The sequence below is a fragment of the uncultured Roseobacter sp. genome, from assembly GCF_947499265.1.
Classification (GTDB): Bacteria; Pseudomonadota; Alphaproteobacteria; order Rhodobacterales; family Rhodobacteraceae; genus Roseobacter.
Genome location: NZ_CANMNK010000005.1, coordinates 302,955 through 328,740, shown reverse-complemented (window position 1 = coordinate 328,740; position 25,786 = coordinate 302,955). Strand labels below are relative to the sequence as shown.

The 25,786-nt window shown below is 58.9% G+C and carries 23 protein-coding genes and 1 riboswitch; of the genes, 6 read left to right on the top strand and 17 right to left on the bottom strand.

What is annotated here, in order from left to right; genetic code table 11:
- Positions 1–216 precede the first annotated feature (216 nt).
- Positions 217–4,071 carry a TIR domain-containing protein gene (locus tag Q1A63_RS15735; RefSeq protein WP_299632213.1) on the bottom strand — a complete coding sequence of 1,285 codons (3,855 nt, stop codon included), beginning with the start codon at positions 4,069–4,071 and terminating at the stop codon, positions 217–219.
- 302 nt (positions 4,072–4,373) lie between these two features.
- Positions 4,374–4,486, top strand: a riboswitch (TPP riboswitch).
- Here Q1A63_RS15735 and Q1A63_RS15730 point away from each other — a divergent pair.
- The 4 genes from Q1A63_RS15730 (at position 4,480) to Q1A63_RS15715 (ending at position 7,619) form a co-directional block, all read left to right on the top strand.
- Positions 4,480–5,088, top strand: a complete 609-nt coding sequence (locus Q1A63_RS15730; RefSeq protein ID WP_298974146.1) for a YkoF family thiamine/hydroxymethylpyrimidine-binding protein — start codon at positions 4,480–4,482, stop codon at positions 5,086–5,088. (Overlaps the previous riboswitch by 7 nt.)
- 4 nt (positions 5,089–5,092) lie before the next feature.
- A complete protein-coding gene (locus tag Q1A63_RS15725) occupies positions 5,093–5,881 on the top strand; it encodes an ABC transporter permease (protein ID WP_298974144.1) in 789 nt (262 codons plus the stop codon).
- Positions 5,878–6,633 (top strand): ABC transporter ATP-binding protein, encoded by a 756-nt coding sequence (locus Q1A63_RS15720; protein ID WP_298974143.1) that lies wholly within the window; start codon positions 5,878–5,880, stop codon positions 6,631–6,633. The genes Q1A63_RS15725 and Q1A63_RS15720 overlap by 4 nt, the downstream gene beginning before the upstream one ends.
- A complete protein-coding gene (locus Q1A63_RS15715) occupies positions 6,630–7,619 on the top strand; it encodes an ABC transporter substrate-binding protein (protein WP_298974142.1) in 990 nt (329 codons plus the stop codon). The genes Q1A63_RS15720 and Q1A63_RS15715 overlap by 4 nt, the downstream gene beginning before the upstream one ends.
- 268 nt (positions 7,620–7,887) lie before the next feature.
- Here the strand turns inward: Q1A63_RS15715 and Q1A63_RS15710 are convergent, their stop codons facing one another.
- From Q1A63_RS15710 to Q1A63_RS15670, 9 genes are all read right to left on the bottom strand, one after another.
- A complete protein-coding gene (locus Q1A63_RS15710) occupies positions 7,888–8,340 on the bottom strand; it encodes a carbon monoxide dehydrogenase subunit G (protein WP_298974139.1) in 453 nt (150 codons plus the stop codon).
- Positions 8,341–8,442: 102 nt separating this feature from the next.
- On the bottom strand, positions 8,443–9,048 hold the full coding sequence (locus tag Q1A63_RS15705) for a nucleotidyltransferase family protein (protein ID WP_298974135.1): 606 nt from the start codon (positions 9,046–9,048) through the stop codon (positions 8,443–8,445).
- On the bottom strand, positions 9,041–9,823 hold the full coding sequence (locus tag Q1A63_RS15700; RefSeq protein ID WP_298974133.1) for an XdhC family protein: 783 nt from the start codon (positions 9,821–9,823) through the stop codon (positions 9,041–9,043). Before Q1A63_RS15700 ends, Q1A63_RS15705 begins: the two co-directional genes overlap by 8 nt.
- On the bottom strand, positions 9,820–11,001 hold the full coding sequence (locus Q1A63_RS15695; protein WP_298974131.1) for a VWA domain-containing protein: 1,182 nt from the start codon (positions 10,999–11,001) through the stop codon (positions 9,820–9,822). The genes Q1A63_RS15700 and Q1A63_RS15695 overlap by 4 nt, the downstream gene beginning before the upstream one ends.
- Positions 10,998–11,873 (bottom strand): MoxR family ATPase, encoded by an 876-nt coding sequence (locus tag Q1A63_RS15690; protein ID WP_298974128.1) that lies wholly within the window; start codon positions 11,871–11,873, stop codon positions 10,998–11,000. Before Q1A63_RS15690 ends, Q1A63_RS15695 begins: the two co-directional genes overlap by 4 nt.
- 54 nt (positions 11,874–11,927) lie before the next feature.
- Positions 11,928–14,357 carry an aerobic carbon-monoxide dehydrogenase large subunit gene (locus Q1A63_RS15685; protein WP_299632212.1) on the bottom strand — a complete coding sequence of 810 codons (2,430 nt, stop codon included), beginning with the start codon at positions 14,355–14,357 and terminating at the stop codon, positions 11,928–11,930.
- Positions 14,354–14,884, bottom strand: a complete 531-nt coding sequence (locus Q1A63_RS15680) for a (2Fe-2S)-binding protein (protein WP_298974124.1) — start codon at positions 14,882–14,884, stop codon at positions 14,354–14,356. The genes Q1A63_RS15685 and Q1A63_RS15680 overlap by 4 nt, the downstream gene beginning before the upstream one ends.
- Positions 14,885–14,896: 12 nt before the next feature.
- Positions 14,897–15,751, bottom strand: coding sequence for a xanthine dehydrogenase family protein subunit M (locus Q1A63_RS15675; protein WP_298974121.1), 855 nt, complete (start codon positions 15,749–15,751; stop codon positions 14,897–14,899).
- Between the two features lie 112 nt (positions 15,752–15,863).
- Positions 15,864–16,991 carry an MHYT domain-containing protein gene (locus tag Q1A63_RS15670; RefSeq protein ID WP_298974119.1) on the bottom strand — a complete coding sequence of 376 codons (1,128 nt, stop codon included), beginning with the start codon at positions 16,989–16,991 and terminating at the stop codon, positions 15,864–15,866.
- A 224-nt stretch (positions 16,992–17,215) separates the two neighbouring features.
- On the opposite strand from Q1A63_RS15670, the gene Q1A63_RS15665 reads away from it, so the two are divergent.
- Positions 17,216–19,063, top strand: coding sequence for a hypothetical protein (locus Q1A63_RS15665; RefSeq protein WP_298974115.1), 1,848 nt, complete (start codon positions 17,216–17,218; stop codon positions 19,061–19,063).
- A 169-nt stretch (positions 19,064–19,232) separates the two neighbouring features.
- Here Q1A63_RS15665 and Q1A63_RS15660 read toward each other — a convergent pair whose 3' ends face one another.
- From Q1A63_RS15660 to Q1A63_RS15635, 6 genes are read right to left on the bottom strand one after another with little or no spacing between them, the layout of a single operon-like run.
- Positions 19,233–20,027, bottom strand: a complete 795-nt coding sequence (locus tag Q1A63_RS15660) for an ABC transporter permease (RefSeq protein ID WP_298974112.1) — start codon at positions 20,025–20,027, stop codon at positions 19,233–19,235.
- Positions 20,020–20,958 (bottom strand): ABC transporter permease, encoded by a 939-nt coding sequence (locus Q1A63_RS15655; protein WP_298974110.1) that lies wholly within the window; start codon positions 20,956–20,958, stop codon positions 20,020–20,022. Before Q1A63_RS15655 ends, Q1A63_RS15660 begins: the two co-directional genes overlap by 8 nt.
- The gene (locus Q1A63_RS15650; RefSeq protein WP_298974108.1) at positions 20,955–21,680 is read right to left on the bottom strand and encodes an ATP-binding cassette domain-containing protein; all 726 of its coding nucleotides are present in this window, start codon (positions 21,678–21,680) and stop codon (positions 20,955–20,957) included. The genes Q1A63_RS15655 and Q1A63_RS15650 overlap by 4 nt, the downstream gene beginning before the upstream one ends.
- On the bottom strand, positions 21,674–22,357 hold the full coding sequence (locus Q1A63_RS15645) for an ATP-binding cassette domain-containing protein (RefSeq protein WP_298974090.1): 684 nt from the start codon (positions 22,355–22,357) through the stop codon (positions 21,674–21,676). Before Q1A63_RS15645 ends, Q1A63_RS15650 begins: the two co-directional genes overlap by 7 nt.
- On the bottom strand, positions 22,354–23,877 hold the full coding sequence (locus Q1A63_RS15640) for an ABC transporter substrate-binding protein (protein WP_299632211.1): 1,524 nt from the start codon (positions 23,875–23,877) through the stop codon (positions 22,354–22,356). The genes Q1A63_RS15645 and Q1A63_RS15640 overlap by 4 nt, the downstream gene beginning before the upstream one ends.
- Positions 23,878–23,886: 9 nt before the next feature.
- The gene (locus tag Q1A63_RS15635) at positions 23,887–24,204 is read right to left on the bottom strand and encodes a DUF6525 family protein (RefSeq protein ID WP_366524370.1); all 318 of its coding nucleotides are present in this window, start codon (positions 24,202–24,204) and stop codon (positions 23,887–23,889) included.
- Between the two features lie 72 nt (positions 24,205–24,276).
- On the opposite strand from Q1A63_RS15635, the gene Q1A63_RS15630 reads away from it, so the two are divergent.
- Positions 24,277–24,681 carry an Rrf2 family transcriptional regulator gene (locus Q1A63_RS15630; RefSeq protein ID WP_298974087.1) on the top strand — a complete coding sequence of 135 codons (405 nt, stop codon included), beginning with the start codon at positions 24,277–24,279 and terminating at the stop codon, positions 24,679–24,681.
- Positions 24,682–24,762: 81 nt separating this feature from the next.
- Here Q1A63_RS15630 and Q1A63_RS15625 read toward each other — a convergent pair whose 3' ends face one another.
- On the bottom strand, positions 24,763–25,785 hold the full coding sequence (locus Q1A63_RS15625; protein WP_298974086.1) for an adenylate/guanylate cyclase domain-containing protein: 1,023 nt from the start codon (positions 25,783–25,785) through the stop codon (positions 24,763–24,765).
- Position 25,786: the final 1 nt, after the last annotated feature.

The window sequence follows — 25,786 nt, the reverse complement described above, 5'->3', positions numbered from 1 at the left end:
CTTTGATATTTCCTGGGCCGGATGCGGCGATTTACCTGCGTCCGGCGCTGACGGATTATCGAAGCGGTCCTCGTCAATCCTGATGAAGTTCTGAGAAAACTCTGAAAGCTTTGTGAGAGAACGTGGCCACTCGGTTACACAGAGCACCCGCGCGCTGTCTTGGATCTTTCAACGCTCTGCTATTCGGGGCGGTAAATCGTCAAGGCGACCGAAGCCTCACGCAAAAGCTGGAATTTCGAGAAAATGCACCGCCCCGACAAGGTCGCAGGCCACAATGCGGCGCTGTTTGCTGGACGCCCAGACCGCCAGCCATCCGTCGTTATTGCAGAAGGCGCTCAGCCGTTTTGAGGATGGTACGTCCCAGACTTCCACCCGGCCACCGTAAGTTCCGACAATCAACTGTGTCTCATCTTCGGTAAAACAAAGGGCGCTGATGTAGTCGTTGTCGGCGGGGCGCAGTTCTGTCGTTTGGCGCGTGTTGCTGTCGATGATGTGCACGTGACCTTTTTGGGTGCCAACCGCAATCTGGCCCCCCGCAGCGGACATCGCGACAGCCGAGGCCGTGACATCAGTCGCCCAAGGAAACGGTACGTCCGAACGTTGGTCACCTGAACCTAGATCATAAAGGATCAAGGCCGGCACATCATCCAGAACCAGTGCACATTTTTGCCCGTCGGTCGTCAGCGCGAGGCACGGATCATAGGCGGTTTTGAATTCCGCGATGGTTTCGGCCTGCCACTTGGGCGCTTGCCAGGTCACGAGCTTTGTCGCTGGCCACCCACTCCGCAGGCTGACCAGTTTAGTTTCTGCCAGTCTGATGACATCAAGCCGTGAAGGGCAATCGCCAACGGCACTTTCTGGAGCGTGGCCATGGACGCTGACAACACCATCAGGTGCTTCAAAATCTACCCTTAAATACCTTATGTTGTCGCCTTCCAGAACCACGAGTGCGTTCCCGTCGGATGTGGCACTGAGCCCTGAAACTTCTCCCGAAATCTCGATTGTTTTGAGACAACGCCCATCGGCCAGGTTCCAGATGCGAATGGCATCACCGGGGGTGCGGGCGCCACCTGTCGCCACCAACCCATGTGCCGTGAGAGGTACGACAAATTGCGCGCCGTTGGCATGTCGCTCGACAGCATCGGTACCGACCAGTTTTTTGATGTCCCAGATGCGCGCGCCATCGATTTTATGACCGGTGATTGCGCGGTTTGTCTGTTGGTCGAGGTGCAGGCCGTAGACCTGCGACGGGTTTGGGCATGAGCCGATTTCGCGAAAGCTCTGCGTGTCCCATAACCGCAAGGCGCCATCCCACCCTGAGGAAAGCAGGTTCGCATCTGCGTTTGTAAAAACGAGACCTGAGAGATGAGAACCCTCTTTCCCGTCAGGCCCGCCGTTCAGCAATCCGATCAGCCTGCCTTCTGGCCAGGATATCAACTGTATTTGCATCGTATTGATGCCCAAAGCCAGCGTGTTGCCATCTGCCGAAAAACAAATTTCCCCGACGGGCTGCGTGATCGTGATGCCGGTGGGTTCCGTCTCTCCCGTATCGGGGTCGATGATTTCGACCGTCTTGTCGTTGGCAAGTGCGAGCTTTGGTTGGTCAGGCAGAAAGCTGATCGCTTGCGACCCGGCATTTTGGGTGAGAGAAATGGTTTTGGGGTCTTTTTCCGAAATGTTCCATATTTGGAGCGCGCTGGTCTCTCCCGTTTTCGCTTCTATGATCGCGGCAAGCTTTGTTCCGCACCGCGAGACCGCCATATTGACCACCTGCTTGCCCGATGCATCCCGGACGGTGCGCAGCGTCATTGCGTCGACATCAAAGACGGTGATGCGGCCCTCCCAATCCCCCAGAAACCATCGCCCACTTTGCTGGCAGTAGGCCGAGCAGGAAAGTGACGCGTCCTCAAGCGCCTCTTTGTATTGGGGGGTGCCGGTAGAGGTCTGCCAAACATGCAGCACACCCATCTCTCCGCCTGCCATTGCCAAGCCACGTGCCTCATCCATTGCGACCGCAGACATGGCAAAGACCTCATCACTATCGAGGCTTTCGGCGGTGCCGGGCAGCACCCGTCGCAGGGGATCGCCAGCTTGTCGCAATGCCGGGGTCAGAGCGCGCAAGATCGATGATTTGGCGCTGGTCGAGGCTTGCGCGACCAGTTGCGTCAGCCTTGGGCTGACATGATTGACCAGCCTTGCCTGCAGTTGAGAGGCCAGGTGATCCGGTTCCGCCAAAAGCAGACCATAGGCCATGTCAAAGATGCTTATGATATCTTCGGTTGCCTTCGCATCATCGGCTGTGAGGTCGTTCTGCCCTTGCATCATGCGCAAATCTTCGATGAAGCCTAAGAAATCCGCTGCAACGCGCCTTTGCATCAGGCTGAAATCAAACAACAGCGCGCAGGCCTCTTCAATGCGGTTTACCTGCATCAGATGATGGGTGGTTGCCGTCATGGCATAGGATGTCATCGTGGCCGGATCACGTTGAAACAGCCCACAGCCATAGTCTGCGAGCCTGCGATGCCCTGCGGTTTCCGCGACCGCATAGGGGCCGGATTTCTTTCGATCCAACAACCACTCCAGAACGGATAGGTGGAACACCGCCAGCCTGTCGCCCTCGGTAAAGAGAATTGATCCGCAGCTTTCGATGATCTCATCCCCGTCGTAATCGGTCCAGTTCAGGATCCGTGCCAATTCCAACTGGGCCATGGGTTCGCGGGCCGTGGTCAAAACCTCAAAGAGCGGGCGTTGCGCTGATTTGTAGAGCCCTATGTCTGGAAACTGGCGTTTGAACGTTTGCAAAAGCATGGCTGCAAAGCCGGAAGGCAAGGCATCTGTCGCCTCAAGGTCAAGGCGTTTGGTCGCAATTTCGCGACAAACCCAAAGAGCATAGAGGAACGACCCTTCACAGCGGCTTTCGATTTTATCTATGGTTGCCGGGGCGGGCGGCGTGGCCAATATGCGCTCCAGGCTGCTCCGCAGAAAGGCCGCCAGGTCCGTTCCGTTTGGCTTTTGCGCCTCAAGGCGAAAAGGGGACAAGTGTTGAAGCGGCAATGAAACCTCGGGTTCATTCGGGCGGCTGGTGACCAGAAACCGGAGCCAGTCAGGCGTTCTTTCGATGCCGCTTCCGACAATGTTGACCAGTGGGTTTGCACCGTTGTGAGACGCCTCATCGAGTGCATCGATCAAGATCAAAAGATTTTCGCCATCTGGCAAGGCGATCCCCGCCAAGGGTTGAATGAATAACTCTTCAAACAGGGTTTCAGCGCCTTGTTCGGACAGAATCTCTTCAAGCGGCAAAGCGTTCAACCGCGCCTGATAGTCCGGCAGGCGCATGCTGAGTTGATAGGCCAAAGACGTCACGGCCCGGTGCGCGTCACTCTTGCGGGCATGGCCATGCTGACAAAAATGGACGGCTGCAAGCTCGGGTAATTGCGCCGTGAGCCAGGCAGACAGCGCAGTTTTCCCCGTACCGGGTCCTCCTGTGAGCCAAAATGCGCGCTCGTCTCCTTGCAGCCAGGCCTTGATTTCGTCCAGGATCCAGGTACGGCCCGTAAACCCATCAAGATGGCGTGCAATGTCGGTTTGGAAAGACAGCGGATCCAGCCGTTGGATCAGACGTTGTGTTGTGCCGGCAAAGTCCAGATCGCCGGTTTTGATCGCGTGCAGGAGCCGTTGAAATTTCACCTGATATACGTCTTCATCGACGTGCCGCGCATCGCGCATATCAAGCCATTGAATGCGGGCGATCGAAAGCGGCGGCTCAACTGTTTCTACCAGAACCGGAATGATTTTGAGCTGTCGGGCCATCGCCCGCGCCAGTTCGTTCAGGCAATAGCCATCAGGTCGCCTGACGGAATGCGGGGTCATCAGGAGGATGAAATAGCCCATCTCCGGGCGTTCAGAGACCCACTCGAGACCTTCCTCGATGTAGCGCTCCCAATCGCCGCCCGGGCAAAGCCGTTCCGCGTCAAACCAGGTCTCGTACCCGGCGTTTTCAAGGTCAGATTTTATCTTTGCGGCGAAAAGCGCCGTGTGATCGTGTCCGTAACTCAGAAAAATGCGTTTCATTCAAAACGTCCTCTCCCAAAGGACCAAATTTCGTTTAGTTGATCGCGACCAATTCGTCTTTCTGGATGAATAAAGTTGGAGCAATATAACTTAGATGAACACCTTGCCGCCCAACGCTACCACAAAACGTGGGCGTTGATGTGACCTGAGGTGGATTTTGTTGTTGTCTATGAGGCCAGCCTCAACGGCAGCATCTTGGGGCGCGGCCTCATTTGATGATGTGGCAACTCTTTTTACAGAAATAAACATCAAGCCCAACCGGTTGGTTGGTCTTGCATTTCTTCCGTCGATCTGACACGAAAAAGGCACCACAGGGGAGCCGCGTAGAGCCGCGGCTGAGATGCGGGCGCATGCCCTCGGACCCTCAAAGCTGATCTGGATAATGCCAGCGTAGCAAGGAGGACAGAAATGTTTGCAGGCGCGCAAGTTTCCCTTTACCCGATGACAGACGGGTTTGTTGATCTCATTCTATCATCGCTAAGCGCCCTTGATCCGTGGCGCGACAGATTGCGGATCGAAACCGATGATATTTCAACCCTGATCGTCGGACCGCCCGAGGTGCTGTTTCCTGCGTTGCGTGACCTTTACGCAGCGGCGGCGGCTTCGGGCAAGCATGTTGTGCTGCGCGCTACCCTGTCACGCGGCTGTCCCGGTGAGCCTGATGACCCGATCTGCCAGACAGGAGCGCTTGCCAACCCGTCAGAGCCGCTGGCGTCACGCCAACAGAACGCGCTAACGGCCATCGCTGCGACACCGCAAAAGGGTCAGGCGGCGGATGCGCAGTTCTCCTTGTATGTGATGGGGGCAGGCGATCACATGGCTGAGATCATGGGCTGTATCGAATTCCTCAAGCAAAGCGGTACCTTTGATCGGTCGAAAAACTTCTGCACGCGCCTCGCGGGTGATGCAGGCCCGGTCTTTGCCACTCTGAAGCAGGCATTTTGCCAGTTCGGCCCCCCCAATGGGCATGTCACGATTGATTTGACGGTATCCGCCAACAGTCCATCCAAGCGCTGAACAGATGCAGCGCCCATTGCCTCGCCGTCCCGGCGAAGGTCTTACCCGTGGCTTTCCCGCCGTCCTGAGTCTGGTCAGCGCCTTCGCGATCTGGGAGCTTTACGTTCGCGTCTCGGGGATATCCCCGCTCGTGTTGCCTGCACCTTCGCGGGTGCTGGATCAGATGGTGCTGAACCGCGCCATTCTGTGGCACAACACGGTTCCGACCGTTAAAGCCACGCTCGCCGGGTTTTCCCTGTCGCTTACGGTGGCCTTTGTCTTCTCAGTTGTGCTGGATTTCACACCGCGTGTGCGCCGCGCGCTGCTTCCGATTTTTGTGGTGAGCCAGACGTTGCCGCTTGTCGCCATCGCGCCTTTGGTCGTGTTGTGGTTCGGTTTCGATCTGACACCAAAAATATTGCTGGTGACGCTTGTGACGTTCTTCCCGATGTTGGTGGCCCTGCTGGATGGATACGCTGCCACCGACCCCGAAATTGAAGACTTGCTGCGCGCCATGGGCGCCTCACGCCGCACAGTGTTTCGCCGCGCGCGGTTGCCATCTGCAATGCCGTATTTCTTTGCAGGGCTGCGTATTTCGATCACCTATGCGGTCGTGGCGGCAATCTTTGCGGAATATGTCGGCGCCCGCGCGGGCCTGGGCATTGTGATTCTGAACGCCAAGAACAGCTTTCGACCTGACCTCGTGCTGGCGGCCGTTGTCATCAGTTCGGCCCTGACGCTGGTGTTGTTCGCCATCACCGCGCTACTGCAACGCATCTTCCTGCGCTGGCGCGACCTGGGAGATGGCAGATGAGCATTCTCGAGATGAAAAACGTCGGTGTCACCTTAGGCAACACCGCGGTGCTGGACGACATTTCGATGCGGGTGGCCGAAGGCGAATTCATATCAATCCTTGGCCCGTCCGGTGCCGGGAAGTCCACCATTTTCCGGCTGTTGACCGGGGCATTGCAGCATGACCGTGGCGCGATCACCTGCAACGGGCGCCCGTTGGCGCAAAATCAGCAGGGATTTGCGTTTATGCCGCAACGTGACGCGCTGATGCCCTGGCGGCGCATCCTCGACAATCTGACCTTGGGGCTGGAGGTGCAGGGCATGACCCGCAAGGATGCGCGCGACCGCGTTATGCTGTTTCTTCATGACTTCGGATTGATCGGGTTCGAGCAGCACTACCCGGCACAACTGTCGGGTGGGATGCGACAGCGGGCGGCTCTTTTGCGCACGGTCGTGCAGGCGCGGCCCGTGCAATTGCTGGATGAGCCTTTCGGCGCGCTGGACGCGCTGACGCGTACACGGATGCAGAAGTGGTTCGAAGAACGCTGGCGTGATGCGCGCTGGACCACGGTGCTGGTCACCCATGATGTCCGCGAGGCCGTAGCACTTTCCGACCGCATCTATGTGCTGTCGTGTCGGCCCGCATGCGTGATCGCCGAAGTTGCCGTGCCAACCGCACGTCCGCGCATGGACCGCGCCATCACAGCCGAAGCCCACGCCCTGGAGGCGCATCTTCTCGACATTTTACTCAATCAAACCGGAGACCAGATATGAAACACCTGATTGCAGCCGCCTTGCTTTGTGTGAGTTTGCCTGCCTGGGCGCAGGAACGCCTGACTGTTGCCCTCGACTGGACACCAAACACCAATCATGTCGGTCTATATGTGGCGCAGGCCAAAGGTTGGTTTGAGGACGCGGGTCTTGTTGTCGATATCCTGCCTTATACGGATACATCCTCCGGCACCCTTGTGGCCACCGGAGTGGCCGAGTTTGGGATTCTCAGTGCCGTGGGTTTTCACAGCCAGCGGGCGAGCGGTGCGGATATGACTGTCGTTTTGGCAGTCGTACAGCATGAGGCCGGGCGGTTGGTCTTTAACGGCGAACGCGAGGACATTCAGCGCCCTGCAGATCTGGATGGGATGACCTATGCGGGTTTCGGCAGCGCGTGGGAGGAGGCGTTGATTTCAACCATCATCCGCAACGACGGCGGCGAAGGGGTTTTCGATACTGTTACATTGGGGACGTCGGCTTATGAAGCGTTGGCCAATGGCAGCGTGGATTTCACGCTGGAGGTCAGCACGTGGGAAGGCGTGAACTCGGTGCTGCTGGATCGTCCGCAACGCGCCTTTCGCTATGCCGACTTCGGCGTTCCGGACCAGCATACGACATTTTTGGGCGGCAATGGCACTTGGCTAAAGCAAAACCCCGACGCCGCCCACGCGTTCGTGCAAGCCGCGCAGCGTGGCTATCAATTCGCCGCCAACAACCCTGCAGAGGCTGCTGATATACTGATTGCCGAAACCGCCGGGATGATGTCGAATCCCGACCTTGTACACGCCTCGATGGTGGCGCTGGTCGAGGGCGGATTTCTGCAAGACCCCGGCGAACCGGTAGGTCTGATCGACGAAGAGATGTTCGTGAATATCACACAGTTTTTGTTCGAGACGGGCATTTTGCGTGGCGAGGACGGCAGACAACTGACCGAATTGCCGGATGTCTCAAGTTGGTTCACAAATGACTACCTTTTGCCTTCAGACTGACGGCTAACACCAAGATGGTAAGTGGCATTCATGTTGAGGGTTGCATCAACCGGGGTCACCGACGCGCCGCCAGATGGCGACTTGAAGTCCGCGTTGCGTGAAGATGGAGATCGCGATCATCCCATTCGTTTAAAGGGTATCTGGTCATCGCCCCGCTTGCTCCAAAAAACGCGAGGGAGCCAGCATTGCGCTTGGCTCCCTTTCAACCAAAAGCGAGGCGGGCTGTCATGACAAGGACATCCGACGCGTGGTCGGCCTAGCCAATCGCTTAGACAGTTGCGTCTTCATTGACCACGTCAGCAAATGACTTGAAGAACTTCGCGGCCAGCTTTTTGGCTGTACCTTGGATCAGACGGCTTCCCAGTTGGGCAAGCTTGCCACCGATCTCGGCCTTGGCTTCATATCGCAGGATGGTCTGATCTCCGTCAGCGGTGAGCGTGACATCTGCGCCGCCTTTGGCATGGCCCGCAGCGCCACCATTGCCCTGGCCGGTGAGCGAAAACGCATCTGGCGCGCCCGCTGTGTCCAACTGCACGTCGCCGCTAAAGCGCGCCTTCACAGGCCCCACCTTCAGGACAACTTTGGCGGCAAGCTCGGTATCAGAGTGTTTGACCAACTCCTCACAGCCGGGGATGCATTGCTGCAAGACTTCCGGATCATTCAGCGCGGCATAGACGCGGTCTTTCGGAGCGTTGATGATGACTTCGTCGGCGAGTTCCATGATATGTCCTTTGCTAACAACAGGGGAATCTGATGTGGTCTGCTTGTTCCGGCGTCAAAGCGATTTTTTGGCGCAGGCGGCGCAGGATGTTCATCCAGTTTTTCATTGCACGGTTTCCTTTCGGGCCAGCAGCGCCTGATAGGCGTCGGGTGTATCGACATCGGTATAAAACCCGTGTGCTTTCAGCGCATGTCGCTGCACCAGATCCGGGTTTTCACGGGTGAAGCGCATGCACCCGGGACGGTCAGGGTCTTCCAGTAGACGCGGCTGAAGTGTTTTCGGGATCACGATGGGATTGCCGCGTTTGTCGCCCTTAATGGGTATGGAGATTTTGGCGGGATCGCCTGCGATATGCGCCTGAAGAAGTGAGCTGATGTCACCTGCGTTCAAGAGCGGCTGATCCCCTAATCCGATCAGCACCAGTTCCGCCGACGGACAGGCACGCAGCCCGCAGGCAACCGAGGTTTGCTGGCCTGTCTCGTGGTCAGGATTGAACGCAAAGGCAACGTCGATATCTTCAAGCGCGCTTACAATCCTGGCGGCGTCATACCCCGTGACGACAACAATCGGCCCTGTGATTGCCGCACGATATTGCAGGACAACATGTCGGATCATTGGCATGCCGGAGATGGGCAGGAGCAGCTTGTTCTGATCGCCCATACGGCGCGATTGACCCGCCGCCAGAATGATCGCGGCGACATCAGTCATCGGCTTTGCCTTGAAAGACGCGGCGTCTCTGCTGCACCAGTTCGGCCAAAATCGAAAGTGCGATTTCCTCCGGGGTTACGGCTCCGATGTCTATGCCGGCAGGTGCTTTGATGGTTGCGATCGGCGCGTCGCCGACCCCGGCCTTGCGCAGCTTGTCCGCCAGAACCGCGAATTTCTTTTGGCTGCCGACAAAGGCGATGAAATTCGGTTTGGCCTGCAATGCGGCCAGGAGCGCGTCCAAATCCCCTTGGCCTTGTGTCGCAACGACCACCGCATGGCGTTGGTGGGTAATGGTGTCTTCGAGCACGCTTTTAATGTCCCAGTGAAAACTGGGCGCAAGTGCTGACAAAGCGTTGGCCACCGGCGAGTTTCCAACGACCGTCAGTACCGGCATTGGCAGGCAAGGCTCGATGAAAATATCGATACTGCCACGCGAGGGGCAGCCATTGCGGGCAAAGCGCGTGCCGTCCACCTCCTCCCCGGCGGTGATCCCCTTCTCGGCCAGCAGCTCTTCCGGAGCGACCGACACCAGTTGCGGCGCCCCTGTTTTAAAGGCCTCGACAGCCGCGCGTTTGACAGCACCGCGCGTGCAGCCACCGCCAAGCCAGCCCTCCAGAATGGTGCCATCGCTGCTCAGCAGGGCTTTTGCGCCGGGCTTGGCCGCTGTCGCCCCGGCGGTGCGGACGATGGTTGCAAAGGCAAAGGGCTCACCTTGTGCGCGCAGGGTTTCCGCCGCTTCGGCCAGATCAGAGGAAAGGATTTCTGCTGGTGTCATAGCGCTGTCAACTCCCGGTCAAGGGCGGCCAGATCGTCCAGCGTGTTGGCGGAGGCAAAGAGATCAAGATGCGGGAGCGCCGCCGCCATGCCCGCCGCGACGGGCGCGTAATCGCGCCACCCTTTCAACGGGTTGAGCCAGATGATCTTGCAGCCGCGCTTTTTCAAGTCTTCGAGGGCCGCGTCCAGAACGTCGGGCGGGGCCGTGTCGTAGCCGTCCGAAAGGATCATGACGACACTGCGTCCATCGACAAAGCGCTTGGCGTAGGTTCTGGCAAAGCGAGCCAGAGACGGCCCGATTTCGGACCCGCCACCAAAACCGTCCGCCATCAATGACATGCGTCCAATTGCACGCAGGGTATCCTTGTCGCGCAGGGCTTCGGTGATGCGGACCAGACGGGTGTGGAACAGATAGGCATCTGCCGTGGGATCACTGCGCATGAGCCCGGCCAGAAATGCCAGAAACACCTGCGCATAGACCGTCATCGAGCCCGAGACATCGCACAGCGCCACAATCTTGTGGGGTCGGTCGGGGCGGTGTTTGTGTAGCAACCGCACCGGCTCGCCTCCGGTCGCAAGGCTGGCGCGGATGGTCCTGCGAAAATGCAACCGGTCCCCCTTGCGCGCGGCGATCCGGCGGCGGGACCGGCGGTCGCGCAGGGCGGCGCCCAACCGGCGCGCGACCCCTTCCGCCTCTGCGATGTCTTCGGGGCGGACCAGATCCCGCAGGTCTTTGCGCATCAGATTGCGCACCTCCGTCGCAATCAACCGGCCTTCGCCCTCGCTTTCGGCCTCACCTTCACCGCCATCGGGCGCATTCACTGACCCGGCTCCGCTGGCGTCATCGCCTTGCGCTTCGCGGGACGAATGTACGCCGTCATCGTCCTTTACGGCCGGGGTTTGCACGATCTTCTGTTTCACGCGGCCCGCGTCCAACCAATAGCTGTCAAAAAGCGCGTCAAACTGGTCGATCTCTTCTTTGCACCCCGTACAGACCGCTTTCAAAGCCTGACGGCTGTGTTCTGGCAGGCTCGCGTCCACCTCACATAAGGCAGCCAGCGCGAGATCAGTTTCGGACACACCAAGGCGCAATCCGTTTTCCCGCAGATGCGCCATGAACCCAACGACCCGCGCTGCAGGGCCGGGATCACGACCTGCAAAGCGGGTGACGCGGCTCATGCGGCGCGCCCGGCGATGCGGCCTGCGACCTCTGGGGTGATATGGGCGCGGTCGCTTTGGGTCTTCAGCAAGGTGCTGAGCGTGTGTTGCAATGCCGCCGGATCCTCCGTCAGATCCGCGATGCCAAGCCCCATGAGAGCGACGGCGAAGTCGAGCGTTTCGGCAATACCGGGCGTTTTCTCCAGATCTTCCGCGCGCAGTTTCTGCACAAACCCCACGATCTGTTCGCCCAACCGTGCCTCAACGCCTGGACAGCGGGCGTTGAGGATCGCGAGTTCGGTCTCCCGGTCGGGATAGTCCACATAGGCGTAAAGGCAGCGGCGGCGCAGCGCATCCGACAAATCGCGCGTGCCGTTGGAGGTGAGGATCACGATGGGTTTGGTTGTCGCCGAGACGGTACCAAGCTCCGGGATCGTGATTTGAAATTCGGAAAGGATTTCCAGCAGATAGGCTTCGAATTCCTCGTCGGCGCGGTCAATCTCGTCAATCAGCAGAACGGGAGGCGTGTCTTGCGTGATCGCGGCCAGCAGGGGACGCTCCAGCAGAAACTCACGCGAAAAGATGCGCGCCTCAACCGATTGCCCGGTTTCGCCGTCTTCAGCGGCGGCGCGGATCGTCAGAAGCTGCCGCTGGTAGTTCCACTCATAGATCGCCTGCGCGGCATCCAACCCCTCATAGCATTGCAAGCGGATCAGTTTGGTATCGCGCAGCGTTGCCATGCTGCTGGCGAGTTGGGTTTTGCCCACGCCCGCAGCCCCTTCCAGCAGCAAAGGCCGGTCAAGCGTCAATGCCAGATGCATCGCAACCGTCAGATCGTCAGATGCAACATACCCATCCGCTGCCAGAGCGGTTTGTAGATCGGTCCAAGTCATTCTCAAATCCCGCGCGGTGGGCACCCGCAGGCCCGGATGCCCACATTAGTTTCCTCAGTCGTGCAAGCCCAGCTCATTCGCCGTCCGCCAGATCCGCCAATGGTCATGCGGCATGTTGGTGTGCCGGTTGCCGAAGGGGCGGAAGGCATCCTGCACCGCGTTCGAGAAACACGGCACCCCGCCCACATGTGGGCTTTCTCCGACACCCTTGGCCCCGATCGGGTGATGCGGGCTTGGGGTGACGGTGAAGTCGGTCTCGTAGTTGGGCACTTCCCAGGCGGTCGGCAGGAAGAAGTCCATCAGCGTGCCGGTTTTCACGTTACCCATGTCGTCATAGGCGATCTCCTGTCCCAGCGCGACGGCAAGCGCTTCGGTCAGACCGCCATGCACCTGACCTTCGATGATCATCGGATTGATCCGCGTGCCGCAGTCATCCAGCGCATAGAAGCGGCGGATTTCCGGCACGCCGGTGTCGACGTCGATGTCCATGACGCAGACGTAAGCACCGAACGGGTAGGTCATGTTGGGTGGGTCATAGTAGCTGACCGCCTCCAGCCCCGGTTCAATCCCCGGGATCGCCTGATTGTAAGCGGCGAAGGCGATTTCCTTCATTGTCTTGAACTTCTCCGGCGCGCCTTTGACGACAAATCGGTCCACGTCGAATTCCACATCATTGTCGTGGACTTCGAGCAGATAGGCCGCGATCATCTGCGCCTTGGCGCGAATCTTGCGCCCGGCCATGGCTGTCGCCGCGCCGGCGACGGGCGTGGAGCGAGACCCGTAAGTGCCCAGACCGTAGGGTGCGGTATCGGTATCGCCTTCCTCGATGGTGATGCTATCTGCAGGCAGGCCGATCTCCGAGGCCAGGATTTGCGCAAACGTCGTGGCATGCCCCTGACCTTGGGAAATGGTGCCCAGACGCGCAATCGCGGACCCTGTCGGGTGGATGCGAATTTCGCAGCTGTCAAACATGCCCAGCCCAAGGATGTCGCAATTCTTGACCGGCCCCGCGCCGACAATTTCGGTAAAGAAGCTGAGACCGATCCCCATGAGCTTGCGGGTCTTGCCAGCTTTGAAATCCTCGACCCGCTGCGCCTGTTCGGCGCGCAGCCCCTCGTAGTCGACCGTCGTAAGCGCCTTGTCCCATGCGGTGTGATAATCGCCGCTGTCATACTCCCAGCCGAGGGCGGCGGTATAGGGAAATTGCTCCTTCTTGATGAAGTTGATCCGGCGCAGCTCTGCCGCGTCCATGTCGAGCTCAATGGCGAGCACTTCGATCATACGTTCGATGAAATACACCGCCTCCGTCACCCGGAAAGAACAGCGATAGCTGACGCCGCCAGGGGCCTTGTTGGTATAGACGCCATCGACCTCCAGGTAGGCGGTCGGGATGTCATAGGACCCGGTGCAGATGTTCATGAAGCCTGCCGGAAATTTGGTCGGGTCGGCACAGGCGTCAAACCCGCCATGATCAGCAGTCACATGACATTGCAACGCGGTGATCTTGCCTTCTTTGGTGGCGGAGATTTTACCCGTCATGTGATAATCCCGCGCAAAGGCAGTGGTCATCAGGTTGTCCATGCGGTCTTCGATCCATTTCACCGGCTTACCGGTGACTATGGAGGCCACGACCGAGCAGACATAGCCCGGATAGGCGCCCACCTTGTTGCCGAAGCCCCCCCCGATGTCGGGAGAGATCACTCGGATATTGTGTTCTTCGATCCCCGAGATCAGGGACACAACTGTACGGATTGCGTGCGGTGCCTGAAACGTACCCCACAGCGTCAGCTTGCCATTGACCTTATCCATCGAGGCCACGCAACCGCAGGTCTCCAGCGGGCAGGGGTGGGTGCGGTGGTAGTACATGGACTCATCGGCCACGACCTCAGCGTTGGCGATGACTTCTTCGGTCGGTTCCTTATCCCCTGCCTCCCAGGTGAAGATGTGGTTGTGATGTTTGCGCGGTCCGTGTGCGCCATCGGGCAACGAACCATCCTCACCCACCAGATCCTCGCGCAAAACCACATCGGATTGCAAAGCCTCAAATGGATCGACAATGACCGGCAGTTCTTCATACTCAACCTCAACCAACTCGATACCATCGGCGGCAGCATAACGGTCTTCGGCCACAACAAAGGCGACCTCCTGTCCCTGAAACAGAACCTTGCCATCGGCCAGCACCATCTGCTTGTCACCCGCAAGCGTTGGCATCCAGTGCAGGCCCAGCGGCTCAAGATCAGCAGCGGTCAGAACGGCCAGCACACCTGGCACTTCCAGCGCCGCAGCGGTATCGACGCTCTTGATCCGCGCATGGGCATAGGGCGAGCGGACGAAATCACCGAACAGCATGCCGTCGAGCTTGATGTCGTCCACATAGTTGCCCTTGCCCTGAGTAAAACGAGCATCTTCGACCCGCTTGCGCGAGCAGCCCATGCCTTTGAGGTTGGCGACGCGATCTTCGCGGTTTTCTACTTCGTCTTTCATTCTGCGGCCTCCACTGTTTTATTGCCTACCGCTTCGCTGCTTGAGGCGGCGGCAGCATTCATCTCAGCGGCAGCGGCCTGAATGGATTTCACGATGTTCTGGTAGCCGGTGCAGCGGCAGATGTTGCCCGCCATGCCGAAACGGATATCTTCCTCGGTCGGATTGGGGTTTTCTTCCAGAAGTTTTGTGGCTCGCGTGATCATGCCGGGCGTGCAATAGCCGCACTGCAGCCCGTGATGTTCCTTGAACGCTTCTTGCAGCGGGTGCAGGTCATCGGGGCCGCCGATACCTTCGATGGTGGTGACCGACTTGCCGCTGGCCTGGGCTGCGAACATGGTGCAGGATTTCACCGATTTGCCGTCGATGGTCACGGTGCAGGCCCCGCAATGCGACGTCTCGCACCCGATATGTGGCCCTGTGATGTTCAGCCGCTCGCGCAGCGTGTAGATCAGCAATTCGCGCGGTTCGGCGAGGAACTCCTCATCCTTGCCGTTCACGTTGAGCTTGATGTGCATTTTGTCAGGCATGTGATCCCTCCCTTAAGCACGCGACCAGGCGCGCAGGATGGCGCGGCGCAGGATGACGCCAGCCACGTGTTTCTTGAATGCGATGGGGCCGCGATTGTCCTCGGTCGGGTCGATGTCGTTCAGCATCGCGGCGGCCGCGGCTGTCAACGCAGCATCGTCCAGCGCAGTTCCAACAAGCGCCGCGCCAGCAGCTTCCGAATAGACCGGCGTGTCGCTGAGGTTCGTCATCGCAATCGCGGCGGAGGCGCAAACATCACCCTCTTTGGTGATCTGCACCGCTGCGGCAGCCGTCGCATAATCCCCGATTTTGCGCTTTTGCTTTTCGTAGGCATAGCCGCCTTTGGGCAGGGGGATCGTCACGGCGGTCAGAACTTCCTCGTCCTCCCGCGCGGTCATATAAGCCGCTTCATAGAAATCGCGGGCCGGAACGTCGCGTTCACCATCAGCGCCGACCAAAGTGAAGCGCGCGTCAAGGCATTGCATCAGGCCGGGCATGTCATTGCCCGGATCGCCGTTTGCGACATTGCCCCCGACCGTGCCCATATAGCGGACCTGCGGGTCGGCAATCTGCAAGGCGGCTTCGCGCAGGATCGGGGCGGCAGCGGCCAGGCTCGCGTCGTCAATGATGTCCGATTGCGTGACCATCGCGCCGATGCGGATGCTGTCGGTACCAACCTCGATGCCCGACATGCCACCGACGTCCTGCAAGTCGATCAGATGCGGCACCTCGGCCATGCGCAGCTTCATCATCGGGATCAGGCTGTGCCCGCCCGCCATGACACGGGCGTCGTCACCATGCTCCTCAAGAATGGCAAGAACCCCGGCCATATCTTGTGGTCGATAGTATTCAAATGCCGCTGGAATCATCGGCTCTCCTCCCTAAAAGCGATTGATCTGGCTTAGGGGAAGTAGTGCATACGCCGGCGTGCGGCGGCTTTAGAAAATCAATGAAAAACAGGTATTTTGCACGAAATGCGCCCTAGGTCGCACGAACTGCGCCGATCTGCGATGCCAAGGCGTCCTGTATCGCCTTCAGCTTCGAACGGCTGACAGGTGCCGGTGGCAAATCGGGGCCCTCGAAGACGCAGCGCCCCTTGTCCTTGGTCCGCTCAAATCGCGCGACGCGCCGCGGGTTCACGAGATAGCTGCGATGGGTTTTCAGAAATCCAGCTGGGACCAGTCGCTTCGTCGCTTCGGTCACTGGCCAGACGCAAAAGAGCCGCTCTTTCTCCGTGTAGACTTGTGTATAGTGGCCGTCAGCACGGACAAACGAGACGTCGTTGGGCGCGATGAAAACCTTGCTGCCGTCCCGCTCGCAGGGGATTTGCAACATCGCGGTCGGATCCGCTTCGTGCAAGGCTGACGGTTCCGGAAGGCCTCTCTCTCTCTCAGGCGAAACAACCAGATAGGTAACGCTGACCCAAAGGCACGCACCGAAGATGACAAAGCTGAAAAAGATGACCCCAAGCGCCAGAGTCTCATTGCTCATCGACGGGCCAAACTCCGAGAGGCTGGGGTCAGCAACAAAGCGGGTTCCGGCCATCGCCAAAAAGTGCACCGAGCACACGGCAATGGCAAAGCACAGCGTGCCCAAGACGATGTTGCGGTTTGTCCTTTGGCCATAGGCAATCCAGAAAGCCAGAACACAAAGCCCGATGGCGACGAATGACGAGACGATGACACCTGATGTCGTGTAGATCGCCCGGCACAGCTCCAAGCCTGCCATGCCGATGTAATGCATCACCAAAATGCCGATGCCCACAATTCCGCCTGCAATTGAAATGATGGCAGGGGTCCGCTCGGCAAAGTGCATCAGGATCAAGGCCGCCCCGACAAGCAAAATCGCAGACAATGCCGAAACAAGCGTAATCGCGGCGTCATAGTAGAACAGGATCGGAAGCTGCAGCCCCAACATCGCGATGAAATGCATTGCCCAAATGCCGCCACCCAAAGCAATCGATGCAAGCGCAATAGACATCTTTTTTTGAAACATCGGCTTTTCCGACAGGTCACGGGTGAGCGAAAGCCCGGTGAAGCCGGCCACAAGGGCGACAACGCAAGACATTGCGACCAGAAAACCATTATGGGTAACGTCCAGAAATTCCATATGTGCAAAGATGACCAAAACCGTTTCTTTTTGCAAACAGGGTGCGCCGCACATTGTGGTGTCTGACGTGCGCTCCAATGGGGCAGTTTAGGTCGATTTGATCAGGGAGTTTGTCTGGATGCGGATTTGTTAGGAATGCACTGCGCCATAGAAAACGCAGCGCCAGTACGCTAACGGTATTCATATGAATTGAGAAAGATCATTTAATCACAAGGAACTATTTGATGGCAGGGGTATCAAAGTTTCTGACCAGTTCCAGCCAATCGCGTAGGCTTGTTGTGATCCTGCATTCCTACAACGGGACGACATCCAGCGTACGAGATGTTTCCAGGACCATTCGCGGATGTTTCGTAGACCATGCAGAGAGCGTCGAGGATACCTTCGCGGAGGCGGACATCCTGATCCCGGCTATGCCAGCGGGACTGCTTTCGTTTGCGCGCGTCGAAGATATCACAACGCAGATCATCAGCGAGGTAACCGCAGCTTGGGACAAGAGCGGAGGCTACGAAGATATCGTCTTCATTGGGCATAGTCTTGGCGGTCTCATTGCACGTCATGCCTATATAGTTGCGTGTGGTGATCACGACAGAGCACCCGGGCTGAAAGAAGATAGCCGCGACGAAGAGCATAGTGAAACTTCCCTGAGGCATGGGCGGAAAAAGCCTCTAGACTGGGCTGACAAAGTCTCGCGGATTGTGCTGCTGGCCGGGATGAATCGAGGCTGGAGGCTGAGTCATCACCTTTCCATAACAACGGCGCTGATGTGGGTGCCTGGGGTGATCCTTATACAACTCCTGCAGCTTTTCGGACTGACACCGCTCATCGCCCAGATCAGAAAAGGCGCTCCCTTCATTACAAATCTTCGACTTCAGTGGCTCTGGATGCGGCAATGGGCTCGCCAGCCTGGCGACTATCCGGGGGCAGCGCTGACTATTCAACTGCTCGGTTCGGTCGACGACATGGTCTCCCCTGAGGACAACATCGACCTCGTTGCTGGAAGCGATTTTGTTTATCTGGATGTCCCGTTTTCCGGGCACGCGAACGTCATAGAAATGGGAGCCTCCGCGAGTGGCAGTCGTCCGGTTCCTGACGCTGCGCCTGACGGACCCCAAACCATGGGTGAAGCGCGTCGAGCCGTTTTAGCCAAAGCGCTTACCTGGACGCGCGAGAGGCTCCGCGATGTAGAGATTATACCCTCGGATGAGATGCCATTTGATCAGGACAATTCTGTGACCGACGTCGTCTTCGTCATTCACGGTATTCGCGACAAAGGATATTGGACCCATAAGGTTGCCCGCCGAGTGGTGGAGCTTGCTAAGCGCGAAAAACGCAAAGCGCGCGTGGCGACCGAAACGTCCAGCTACGGCTATTTCCCCATCGCCGAGTTCTTACGCCCCGCTGGCAGACGCAGCAAGGTCGAATGGTTGATGGATCAGTACGGTGAGGCCGTGGCTCGTTATCCCAATGCCTCATTTTCCTATATTGGCCACTCAAACGGAACCTATCTATTGGCCAAGGCACTGGCATCATATCCCTTATGCCGGTTTGAGAATGTCGTGTTTGCGGGCAGCGTCGTGAGCAGGAGGTTCGACTGGTCGGCAAGACCCGATCAGGTAAAGCGCCTGCTAAACATCAGGGCGACAGCGGATTGGGTTGTGGCCTTCTTCCCCAAGGCATTTCAGGATCTGCGCCTGCAGGACATCGGTTCCGCAGGACATAATGGCTTCACGCCCGGGCAGCATATCGTGGTTGCGCAGCCGATCTGCCGTGGGGCGCATGGAGCCGCGCTGGTGGAGCAAAACTGGGACGCCATAGCGACATTTGCACTGCTCGGCAGAACTCCCAAGATACCTGACAGCATTGACGGTAAGAACCTGAGTCCGATCGCGGCAGGCAGCAAGACCTTGGTTCATGTCGTCGGAAGTGTTGCGCCTCTGGTCTGGGTTATTCTGGCAGTTGGCGCTTACGCCATCGGTTGGTGGATCTGGTCTCTTCCCTACGCGGAGTGGCTGCGCACAGTCCTGCTCGCGGCATACGTGTGGCTACTGGTTAAGCTGGCACATGTAGCTTGAACGTGTGTTGGCCGTTCATCTCTGGCTTAGGTCTCTATGTCTGGCGCCAGGTCAAGTTCAGAGGCACTTCTTCGCACAGCGCTCACTTCGACCGGATGCTGCTCAGATCGAAAATCGATTGGCCGTCTGGAGGATATCCGCAGGCCAAAGCCGGGCCGCTCCGGGTTCGTCATGCATGGTGCTCCTGTTCGGCCAGCGCGTCGCGCAGGGCATCCCCGGCCAGGTTGATGGCCAGAACGCAAGTCACCACCGCGAGCCCGGGCCAGATCATTTGCAGTGGAGTTGAGCGCATATGAATGCGTGCGTCCAGCAGCATGGTGCCCCATTCGGGCATCGGTGGTTGCACCCCAAACCCCAGAAAACCAAGGGCCGAGATGCCAAGGATGGCGCGCGCGAACATCCCGGTCCAAACAACGGTGAGCGACGGTAGGAGCGACGGCAGGTAGTGCCAGCGCGCAATGGCGAGCGGCGATAGGCCGGCGAGCCGCGCCTGAACGACATACCCCCGGGTTTTTAAGGACAGGCCAATCCCGCGTGCGACCCGAGCATAGCGCATCCAGCCGGTCACGGTCAGAGCAAAGATCAAGCTGCCGGTACCTGCTCCGAGCACCCCGGCGATGACAACGGCGGCTACGAGGTCGGGGAAAGCCAGAAATGTGTCGGTGGTACGCATCACCACCCAGTCTGCAAGTTTGCCACCAAGTGCCGCGACAAGACCCATCAGCGTGCCCACGATAAGCCCGATGATGGAAATCAGGAAAGCGAGACCAAGGGACCAGCGCGCGCCATGCAACAGGCGCGACAGGATATCGCGCCCAAGGGCATCGGTTCCCAGCACCCATTCAGCACCGGGGGCGCTGAGACGGTTGGGAATGTCGATCTGTGCCGGGTCATGCGGGGCGAGCATGGGCCCGATGAGCGCAACTGTCACAAGGATCAATGCGAGGATGATCACACTACGCATCGTGTTCTCCGATCCGGGGGTCCAGCGTGCGATAGATCAGATCAATCAGCAGGTTAACGGATACGAAAAGCAGCGCTGCAAGGATCACAACGGCCTGAACCTTGGGAAAATCGCGGGCCTCGATGGCATTCACCAGAAAGCTGCCAAGGCCGGGACGGGCAAAGATCACCTCGACCATGACCGCGCCCTCCAGAAGAAGCGCCAGCTCAAGGCCAAAGACGGTAACGACCGGGATCGCGGCATGCGGGGCAACGTGGTCACGTTCAATGTAGCGCCCCGCCACACCGCGCCGCCGAAATGCGGGCAGGAACGGCTGGCCTCGGGCCTCCAGGATACCGGAGCGTAAAATGCGTGTGAGCGATGCCGCGACGCCGAGCCCCAATGTGAGCGCAGGCAGGATGATATGCGCCGGAGTTCGGGCGCCCATCGCCGGAAGCCAGCCCAAATGAACTGCAAAAAGCAGGATCAAAAGCAGACCCAGCCAATAGGCCGGGATGGCCGCACCAATGGTTGCCACTCCCACGGCACACCGATCCAGCCAACCGCCGGGGTGCCGTGTCGCCAGGAGGGCCAACGGGACGGACAGACTGACGCCGATCAGCAAGCCCGCAAGGGCCAGCGGCACGGTATAAGACATGGCGCTCAAAAGCTCTGGCCAGACATCGCGTCCGGTCACCGCCGATTTACCAAAATCGCCAACCAACAAGGGACCGATCCATGCTTGGAACGCCTTCCAAAACCCCGCGTCCAAACCAGCATTTGTGCGGACCAGATCGACCACCTCGGATGGGACGACCGCATCGTAGCGGGCCAGCGCAATGGCCAGCGCCGGATCACCGGGCGCGTGCCAGAGCAGCGCAAAGGTTGCCAGCGCCGCCCCTGCCAGCACGACAGCAGCACGCAGGAAAAGGGTCGCGATAAGTCGGATCACGCCACACGTTCCAGGGCGCCAAGCGCGAAGGCCGCATCGCGCAAGATCTGGCCGTAGTTGGATTGAGGCGCCTCGACAAAGGCTTTCGATGCGGTCACCTCTTCGATCCGCCCCGCCCGCAGCACCGCGATGTCGTCCGCGAAGGCAGCGGCATAGCCCAGATCATGGGTCACGATCAGCGCTGCGAACCCTTCCTCAAGCTGCATCTGGGCGATCAGGCGGGCGGTATGCTTTTGCGTGACTGCGTCCAGCGCCGAGAGTGGTTCGTCAAACAGAACAAGAGGCGGGGCGGCGATCAGAGCGCGCAGAATGCCAGCGCGTTGCGCCTGACCGATGGAGACTTCGGTCGGACGACGGTCGAGCACGTCCGGCGCAATCTCCAACCCGTTGCAAAGCCTGTCGAGCCTGCTTTGGTCTATTGCCCGCCCCCGTGCTGTCACAGGCTCCATCACGGAAAGGCGAAGTGACATACGCGGATTGAACGCACCACGTGGTTCTTGCATGACAAGAGCCGGCCGACTGAGGCCTACGGGCGCATTGTTCCACGTGATCTGGCCAGAGGCGCATGGGACCAACCCGAGGACCGCGTTGATCACCGTGGATTTTCCCGCCCCGCTCTCGCCGACGACCGCAAGCGTTCGCGACGGTGCAAGCGACAGGGACACATCCTCTAGGACCATGTTCGCGCCGCGCCGGACAGAGACCCGATCAACACTCAGCATGGCAGTTCCAGCCAGTTGCGATGGGCGCAAAGCGCCTTGGCCGCTTGGGTCCTGGGTGCAGACAAGACCTGCGCCGTGGGCGCGTCCTCCACAATGCGACCAGCCTCCATAACCATCAGGCGCTTCACACGCAGTGCGGCGAGGCCCAGATCATGCGTAATCAGCAGCAAAGCCGTCTTGCGACTGGGTAGATAAGCGTCAAGCAGATCCATCGTGCCCGCGGCCACCACAGGGTCCAGCGCCGATGTGGGCTCGTCCATGACCAACAGGTCTGGCGTTCCGATGAGGGCCATAGCGATGACAAAACGCTGCTGCATCCCCCGGCTCCATCCCCAGGGGCGTTTACGCAGGTCACCGCCTTCGATCTGTAGCGCGGAAAAGAGCCCTTGTTGGCGGGAGTTATCGGCTGGGAGGTCCAGCGCGCCCTCCGCCTCGCGCCAATGAAACGCCATGGATCGCATCGGATCGAGCGCCTCATCAGGGCTTTGCGGGACATGCGCGACGCTTTGACCCTGCGCGCGCAGAGTGTCCACCAGCGCGTGGCCTAATGTCGATTTGCCAGACCCCGATGCGCCAACAAGCCCGACGCGTTCGCCGGGCGTGATCTCCATATTCGTGGAATGCAGAATGGTTCGGCCCGAGCGGGTTGCGCTCAGGCCGGTCACGGAGATGGTCATTCGGTCAAGGCAGTCTCATGGGTGATCCAATAGGTCTCGGTCGGGTGCACGGCATAGCCAGTGAGGCCCGCCCGCGCGACATTGGTCTGGCTCACGTGAAAGACCGGGATCATGGCAGCCTCTGCCGCGATGATCTGCTGCACCTGGTCATAAATGGCTTCGCGGCCCGCCTTGTCAAAGGTCGTGCGGCCCTCCGCGAGCAATTGATCCAGTTCGGGGTTATTGTAGCCACCCGCGTTTGATCCACCTGTGGATTTCAACAGCGCCTCCAGAACTGCGGCAGGATCACCCTGGGGCGTTGTCACCCAAGCCTGCAGGAACAAATCGGCTGTGCCATCCGCGATCGCGTCGTTGCTCGCGCCGTATTCGCCCACGCGCACGGTCGCCGTGACGCCAATGGCCTGCAGGAAGGCTTGCGTCAATTCCGCCGTCGGCGGCAATGCGGCACGGGAAGAGTAGGTCACGATGTCGATTTCCAGCGGTGCGTCATCCAGCATCCAGATACCGCCCGCCTTGGTTGCGCCGGCCTCTGCCAGTAACTGTTCGGCCAGAGCCGGATCATAGACCGGATCGATGTCTGCAGCCCATCCCATCCCAGCGGGATAGACGGTGCCCGCGGGCACGCCGCCAACGCCCGAAAGGGCGGCGTCCACAATGCCCTGCCGGTCAATCGCGGCCGAGATGGCGCGCCGGATCAACGGGTTTGCCATCGGGCCGCTGGCTGCATTCACCGTGAAAAAATAGAGCCGCGCCGTCGGCGCAGAGAACCCCAATGCGCCGGTGTCCTGAATGCGCGCAAAATCCGTTTCAGGATAGTTGATCACCATATCGACCTCACCTGCCTCAAAGGCCAGCGCCGCTGCACCAGGATCAGGGATGCCAATAACGCGCACCTCGCTCAGGCCCGGCGTGCCAAGGCGATAGTCAGCGTTTGCTTCAACACGGTAAAGCTGTTCGGGGATGGCTTCCCGAAAAATGAAAGGACCGGTGGCGTTGATCGGGAAGTCCTCGGACGCCGCACCGAGAATGGCAATGCCGGGCTCTGCAAGCGTCCAGGGGAACGCGGCGTTGGGAGTGTTCGTCTCAAACACAACAGTGACGTCGCCCTCTGCCGATATCGATTTCAGATCGAGCAGGTTTTCAATGCGGGCATTGTGCCCGGCGTGGGTGTCATCCGATATCGGCGCAATCGCATCCACGACAGCCTGCGCCGTCACCGGCGCGCCGTCGTGGAACTGAAGCCCTTCGCGCAATGTCACGTGCCATGTGTTCGGCGCGGTTTGCTCGAGCCCTTCAGCTAAACGCGGATAGAGGTTCAACTCGTAGTCGATGCCCATCAGCGTCTCTGTCACCCCGGTCTGGTTCGACATCCAACCGTTGTATCCTGCCCGCGGGTCGGGCACTTCCGCCGTCGGACCGGAGCCAACAGAGATTGTCAGGCTCCCCTCCTGTGCCGCAAGGGGCAGAGCTGTTGATAGGGAAAGCAAGGCAGCAGCAGCGAGCCGTGTCATGAACGACATGGAAGTTCCTCATTCTGTGGGATGAATTGGCTGGCGGATCGCGCGCTTATCGCGGGCGAGTGTATGGATTTCGGCCCGTCGCAACAAGGCAAGCGCTTCGTCTGTGCTCAGACCCTTCGCCTGCGCGCGGCGCCAGATTTTCCGGGCCGATACAGGTGACCAAGGCAATGCGGCTTGACAAAGCCAGCGACGCAGTGGTGTTGGCAAGGCGTCATAGGCTTGCATCGGGTCTCCGGTGCGGCGCTTGTTGCGAAGGCTCGTTTGTCCCAGATTGCGGCTGTATTGTGGAGACATGCTATTTGCCAAAAGTAGGGTGAATATCTTCACGCAACTACTGGAGTTACTAGATGCACGCAACAAAAAATGTTACGTGAAGCAAAGAATGAGCGGAGAAATACCTTGAAGCGAAACAGTCGCCTTTCTTTGGCGCTACACACTCTCAGCCATATGGCTGGCGATCCCGAAAAGATCCGGACCTCTGCCGATATTGCCGAACATGCGGGGACAAACCCGGTTGTTGTGCGGCGTGTCTTGGGCCGACTTCGGGAAGCGGGGCTGCTGACGTCCGAAAAGGGACATGCGGGGGGCTGGCGTTTGGCGCGTGTGCCAGAAGCGATCACGCTGGCAGATGTCTACCTTGCCCTTGATGAACGGCTTGTTGCCAGCAGCGAGGACACCGATGCGCCAGCGTGCTCGGTGGAGCATGCGTTGCACAAACGCGTCTCCAGCGTTTTGGAGGACATCGAACAAAGCTTGGTCCAACGGTTGGGCGAAACGTCCATCTCTGAGGTGCGTGGTACTTAAATCAACCTACCGCCGCGAAGCCGCCGTTTGCCCTGGCGCGGTAATCCGATCAGTCTGGCCTCCAAGTCGGATCCATCGACCTCAAGTGCTGTCGGTGAGCCGCCAGACGTCCTGTTCACTAAACCCACGGATCACCCTTGGACCCAGGTTCTCAAGGTCGAACTGATCTTTGAGAACAGCTGCTACGTCGTTCTGAACACTGATCTCCATTGGCTCAGAGAACTCCTGCAGCCGGGATGCCAGATTAACGGCAGGTCCAAAAATGTCGTAGACATACTTCTGAATCCCCACGACCGAACCAACCACAGAACCGGAAGACAGGCCGATACGGCACCGCCACTGATGCGGATGGCTCAGGTTGCGGCGCGTCAGGTAGCGCACAAATCGGATGGCCGTGTTGGCAATCGCCTTTGCATGATCCGGTGTTGGATCAGGCAGGCCCGCGACGGTGATATAGGCATCCCCAATTGTCTTGATGCGTTCACAGCCGAATTGCTCGCCAATACGGTCAAACGCGCTGTAGATATCGTTCAGTTCGGTGACGGTCACACTGGGATCTTGCGAGGCCACCATATCGGTGAACCCGACAAAATCGAGCATCAGAACAGATACAGGATTATACAATTGCGGGGTGACGACACCGAAGGTCTTGTACTCTTCGTAGACGGACCGGGGCATGATGTTGAGCAAGAGTTTTTCCACCTGCTCTTTTTCCCGTTTGATCTCACGCGTGTTCCTTTCAACCATCATTGAGTAGGAATCAATCATGGATTCCAACTCTTTAATGCGGGTGATATTCTGGCAGACAAGAACAAGGACATCCTCATCTGCGGCCGTGAAGTCGAGCGCGATGACCAGCGTTCTGCGTTTCTTTTTGAACCTGATTTCAGATGTATATCGCCCATTACTCGTCAGGCTTTCTCGCAGCGCATCAACGTCCAACTCGGGGAAGAGCAGCTGCAATTGGCCGGGCTGGTCTTCGTTGCTGAACCAGTCGTTGAACGTGTCATTGCGGAAACCGAACTGGAGCGTCTGGCGGTCCAAGAGCGCGACACCGACACCGATGGCGCGGAGCAGCTGCTCGTTGATGGCTTCAATGCTCATA

Coding starts and splice junctions, on each gene's coding strand:
- Q1A63_RS15670 (WP_298974119.1), bottom strand. CDS start 16,991: ATGGAATTTCTGGACGTTACCCATAATGGTTTTCTGGTCGCAATGTCT.
- Q1A63_RS15720 (WP_298974143.1), top strand. CDS start 5,878: ATGAGCATTCTCGAGATGAAAAACGTCGGTGTCACCTTAGGCAACACC.
- Q1A63_RS15735 (WP_299632213.1), bottom strand. CDS start 4,071: ATGAAACGCATTTTTCTGAGTTACGGACACGATCACACGGCGCTTTTC.
- Q1A63_RS15695 (WP_298974131.1), bottom strand. CDS start 11,001: ATGAGCCGCGTCACCCGCTTTGCAGGTCGTGATCCCGGCCCTGCAGCG.
- Q1A63_RS15675 (WP_298974121.1), bottom strand. CDS start 15,751: ATGATTCCAGCGGCATTTGAATACTATCGACCACAAGATATGGCCGGG.
- Q1A63_RS15680 (WP_298974124.1), bottom strand. CDS start 14,884: ATGCCTGACAAAATGCACATCAAGCTCAACGTGAACGGCAAGGATGAG.
- Q1A63_RS15640 (WP_299632211.1), bottom strand. CDS start 23,877: ATGTCGTTCATGACACGGCTCGCTGCTGCTGCCTTGCTTTCCCTATCA.
- Q1A63_RS15660 (WP_298974112.1), bottom strand. CDS start 20,027: ATGCGTAGTGTGATCATCCTCGCATTGATCCTTGTGACAGTTGCGCTC.
- Q1A63_RS15690 (WP_298974128.1), bottom strand. CDS start 11,873: ATGACTTGGACCGATCTACAAACCGCTCTGGCAGCGGATGGGTATGTT.
- Q1A63_RS15700 (WP_298974133.1), bottom strand. CDS start 9,823: ATGACACCAGCAGAAATCCTTTCCTCTGATCTGGCCGAAGCGGCGGAA.
- Q1A63_RS15705 (WP_298974135.1), bottom strand. CDS start 9,048: ATGACTGATGTCGCCGCGATCATTCTGGCGGCGGGTCAATCGCGCCGT.
- Q1A63_RS15625 (WP_298974086.1), bottom strand. CDS start 25,785: ATGAGCATTGAAGCCATCAACGAGCAGCTGCTCCGCGCCATCGGTGTC.
- Q1A63_RS15730 (WP_298974146.1), top strand. CDS start 4,480: ATGTTTGCAGGCGCGCAAGTTTCCCTTTACCCGATGACAGACGGGTTT.
- Q1A63_RS15710 (WP_298974139.1), bottom strand. CDS start 8,340: ATGGAACTCGCCGACGAAGTCATCATCAACGCTCCGAAAGACCGCGTC.
- Q1A63_RS15665 (WP_298974115.1), top strand. CDS start 17,216: ATGGCAGGGGTATCAAAGTTTCTGACCAGTTCCAGCCAATCGCGTAGG.
- Q1A63_RS15685 (WP_299632212.1), bottom strand. CDS start 14,357: ATGAAAGACGAAGTAGAAAACCGCGAAGATCGCGTCGCCAACCTCAAA.
- Q1A63_RS15645 (WP_298974090.1), bottom strand. CDS start 22,357: ATGACCATCTCCGTGACCGGCCTGAGCGCAACCCGCTCGGGCCGAACC.
- Q1A63_RS15715 (WP_298974142.1), top strand. CDS start 6,630: ATGAAACACCTGATTGCAGCCGCCTTGCTTTGTGTGAGTTTGCCTGCC.
- Q1A63_RS15650 (WP_298974108.1), bottom strand. CDS start 21,680: ATGCTGAGTGTTGATCGGGTCTCTGTCCGGCGCGGCGCGAACATGGTC.
- Q1A63_RS15725 (WP_298974144.1), top strand. CDS start 5,093: ATGCAGCGCCCATTGCCTCGCCGTCCCGGCGAAGGTCTTACCCGTGGC.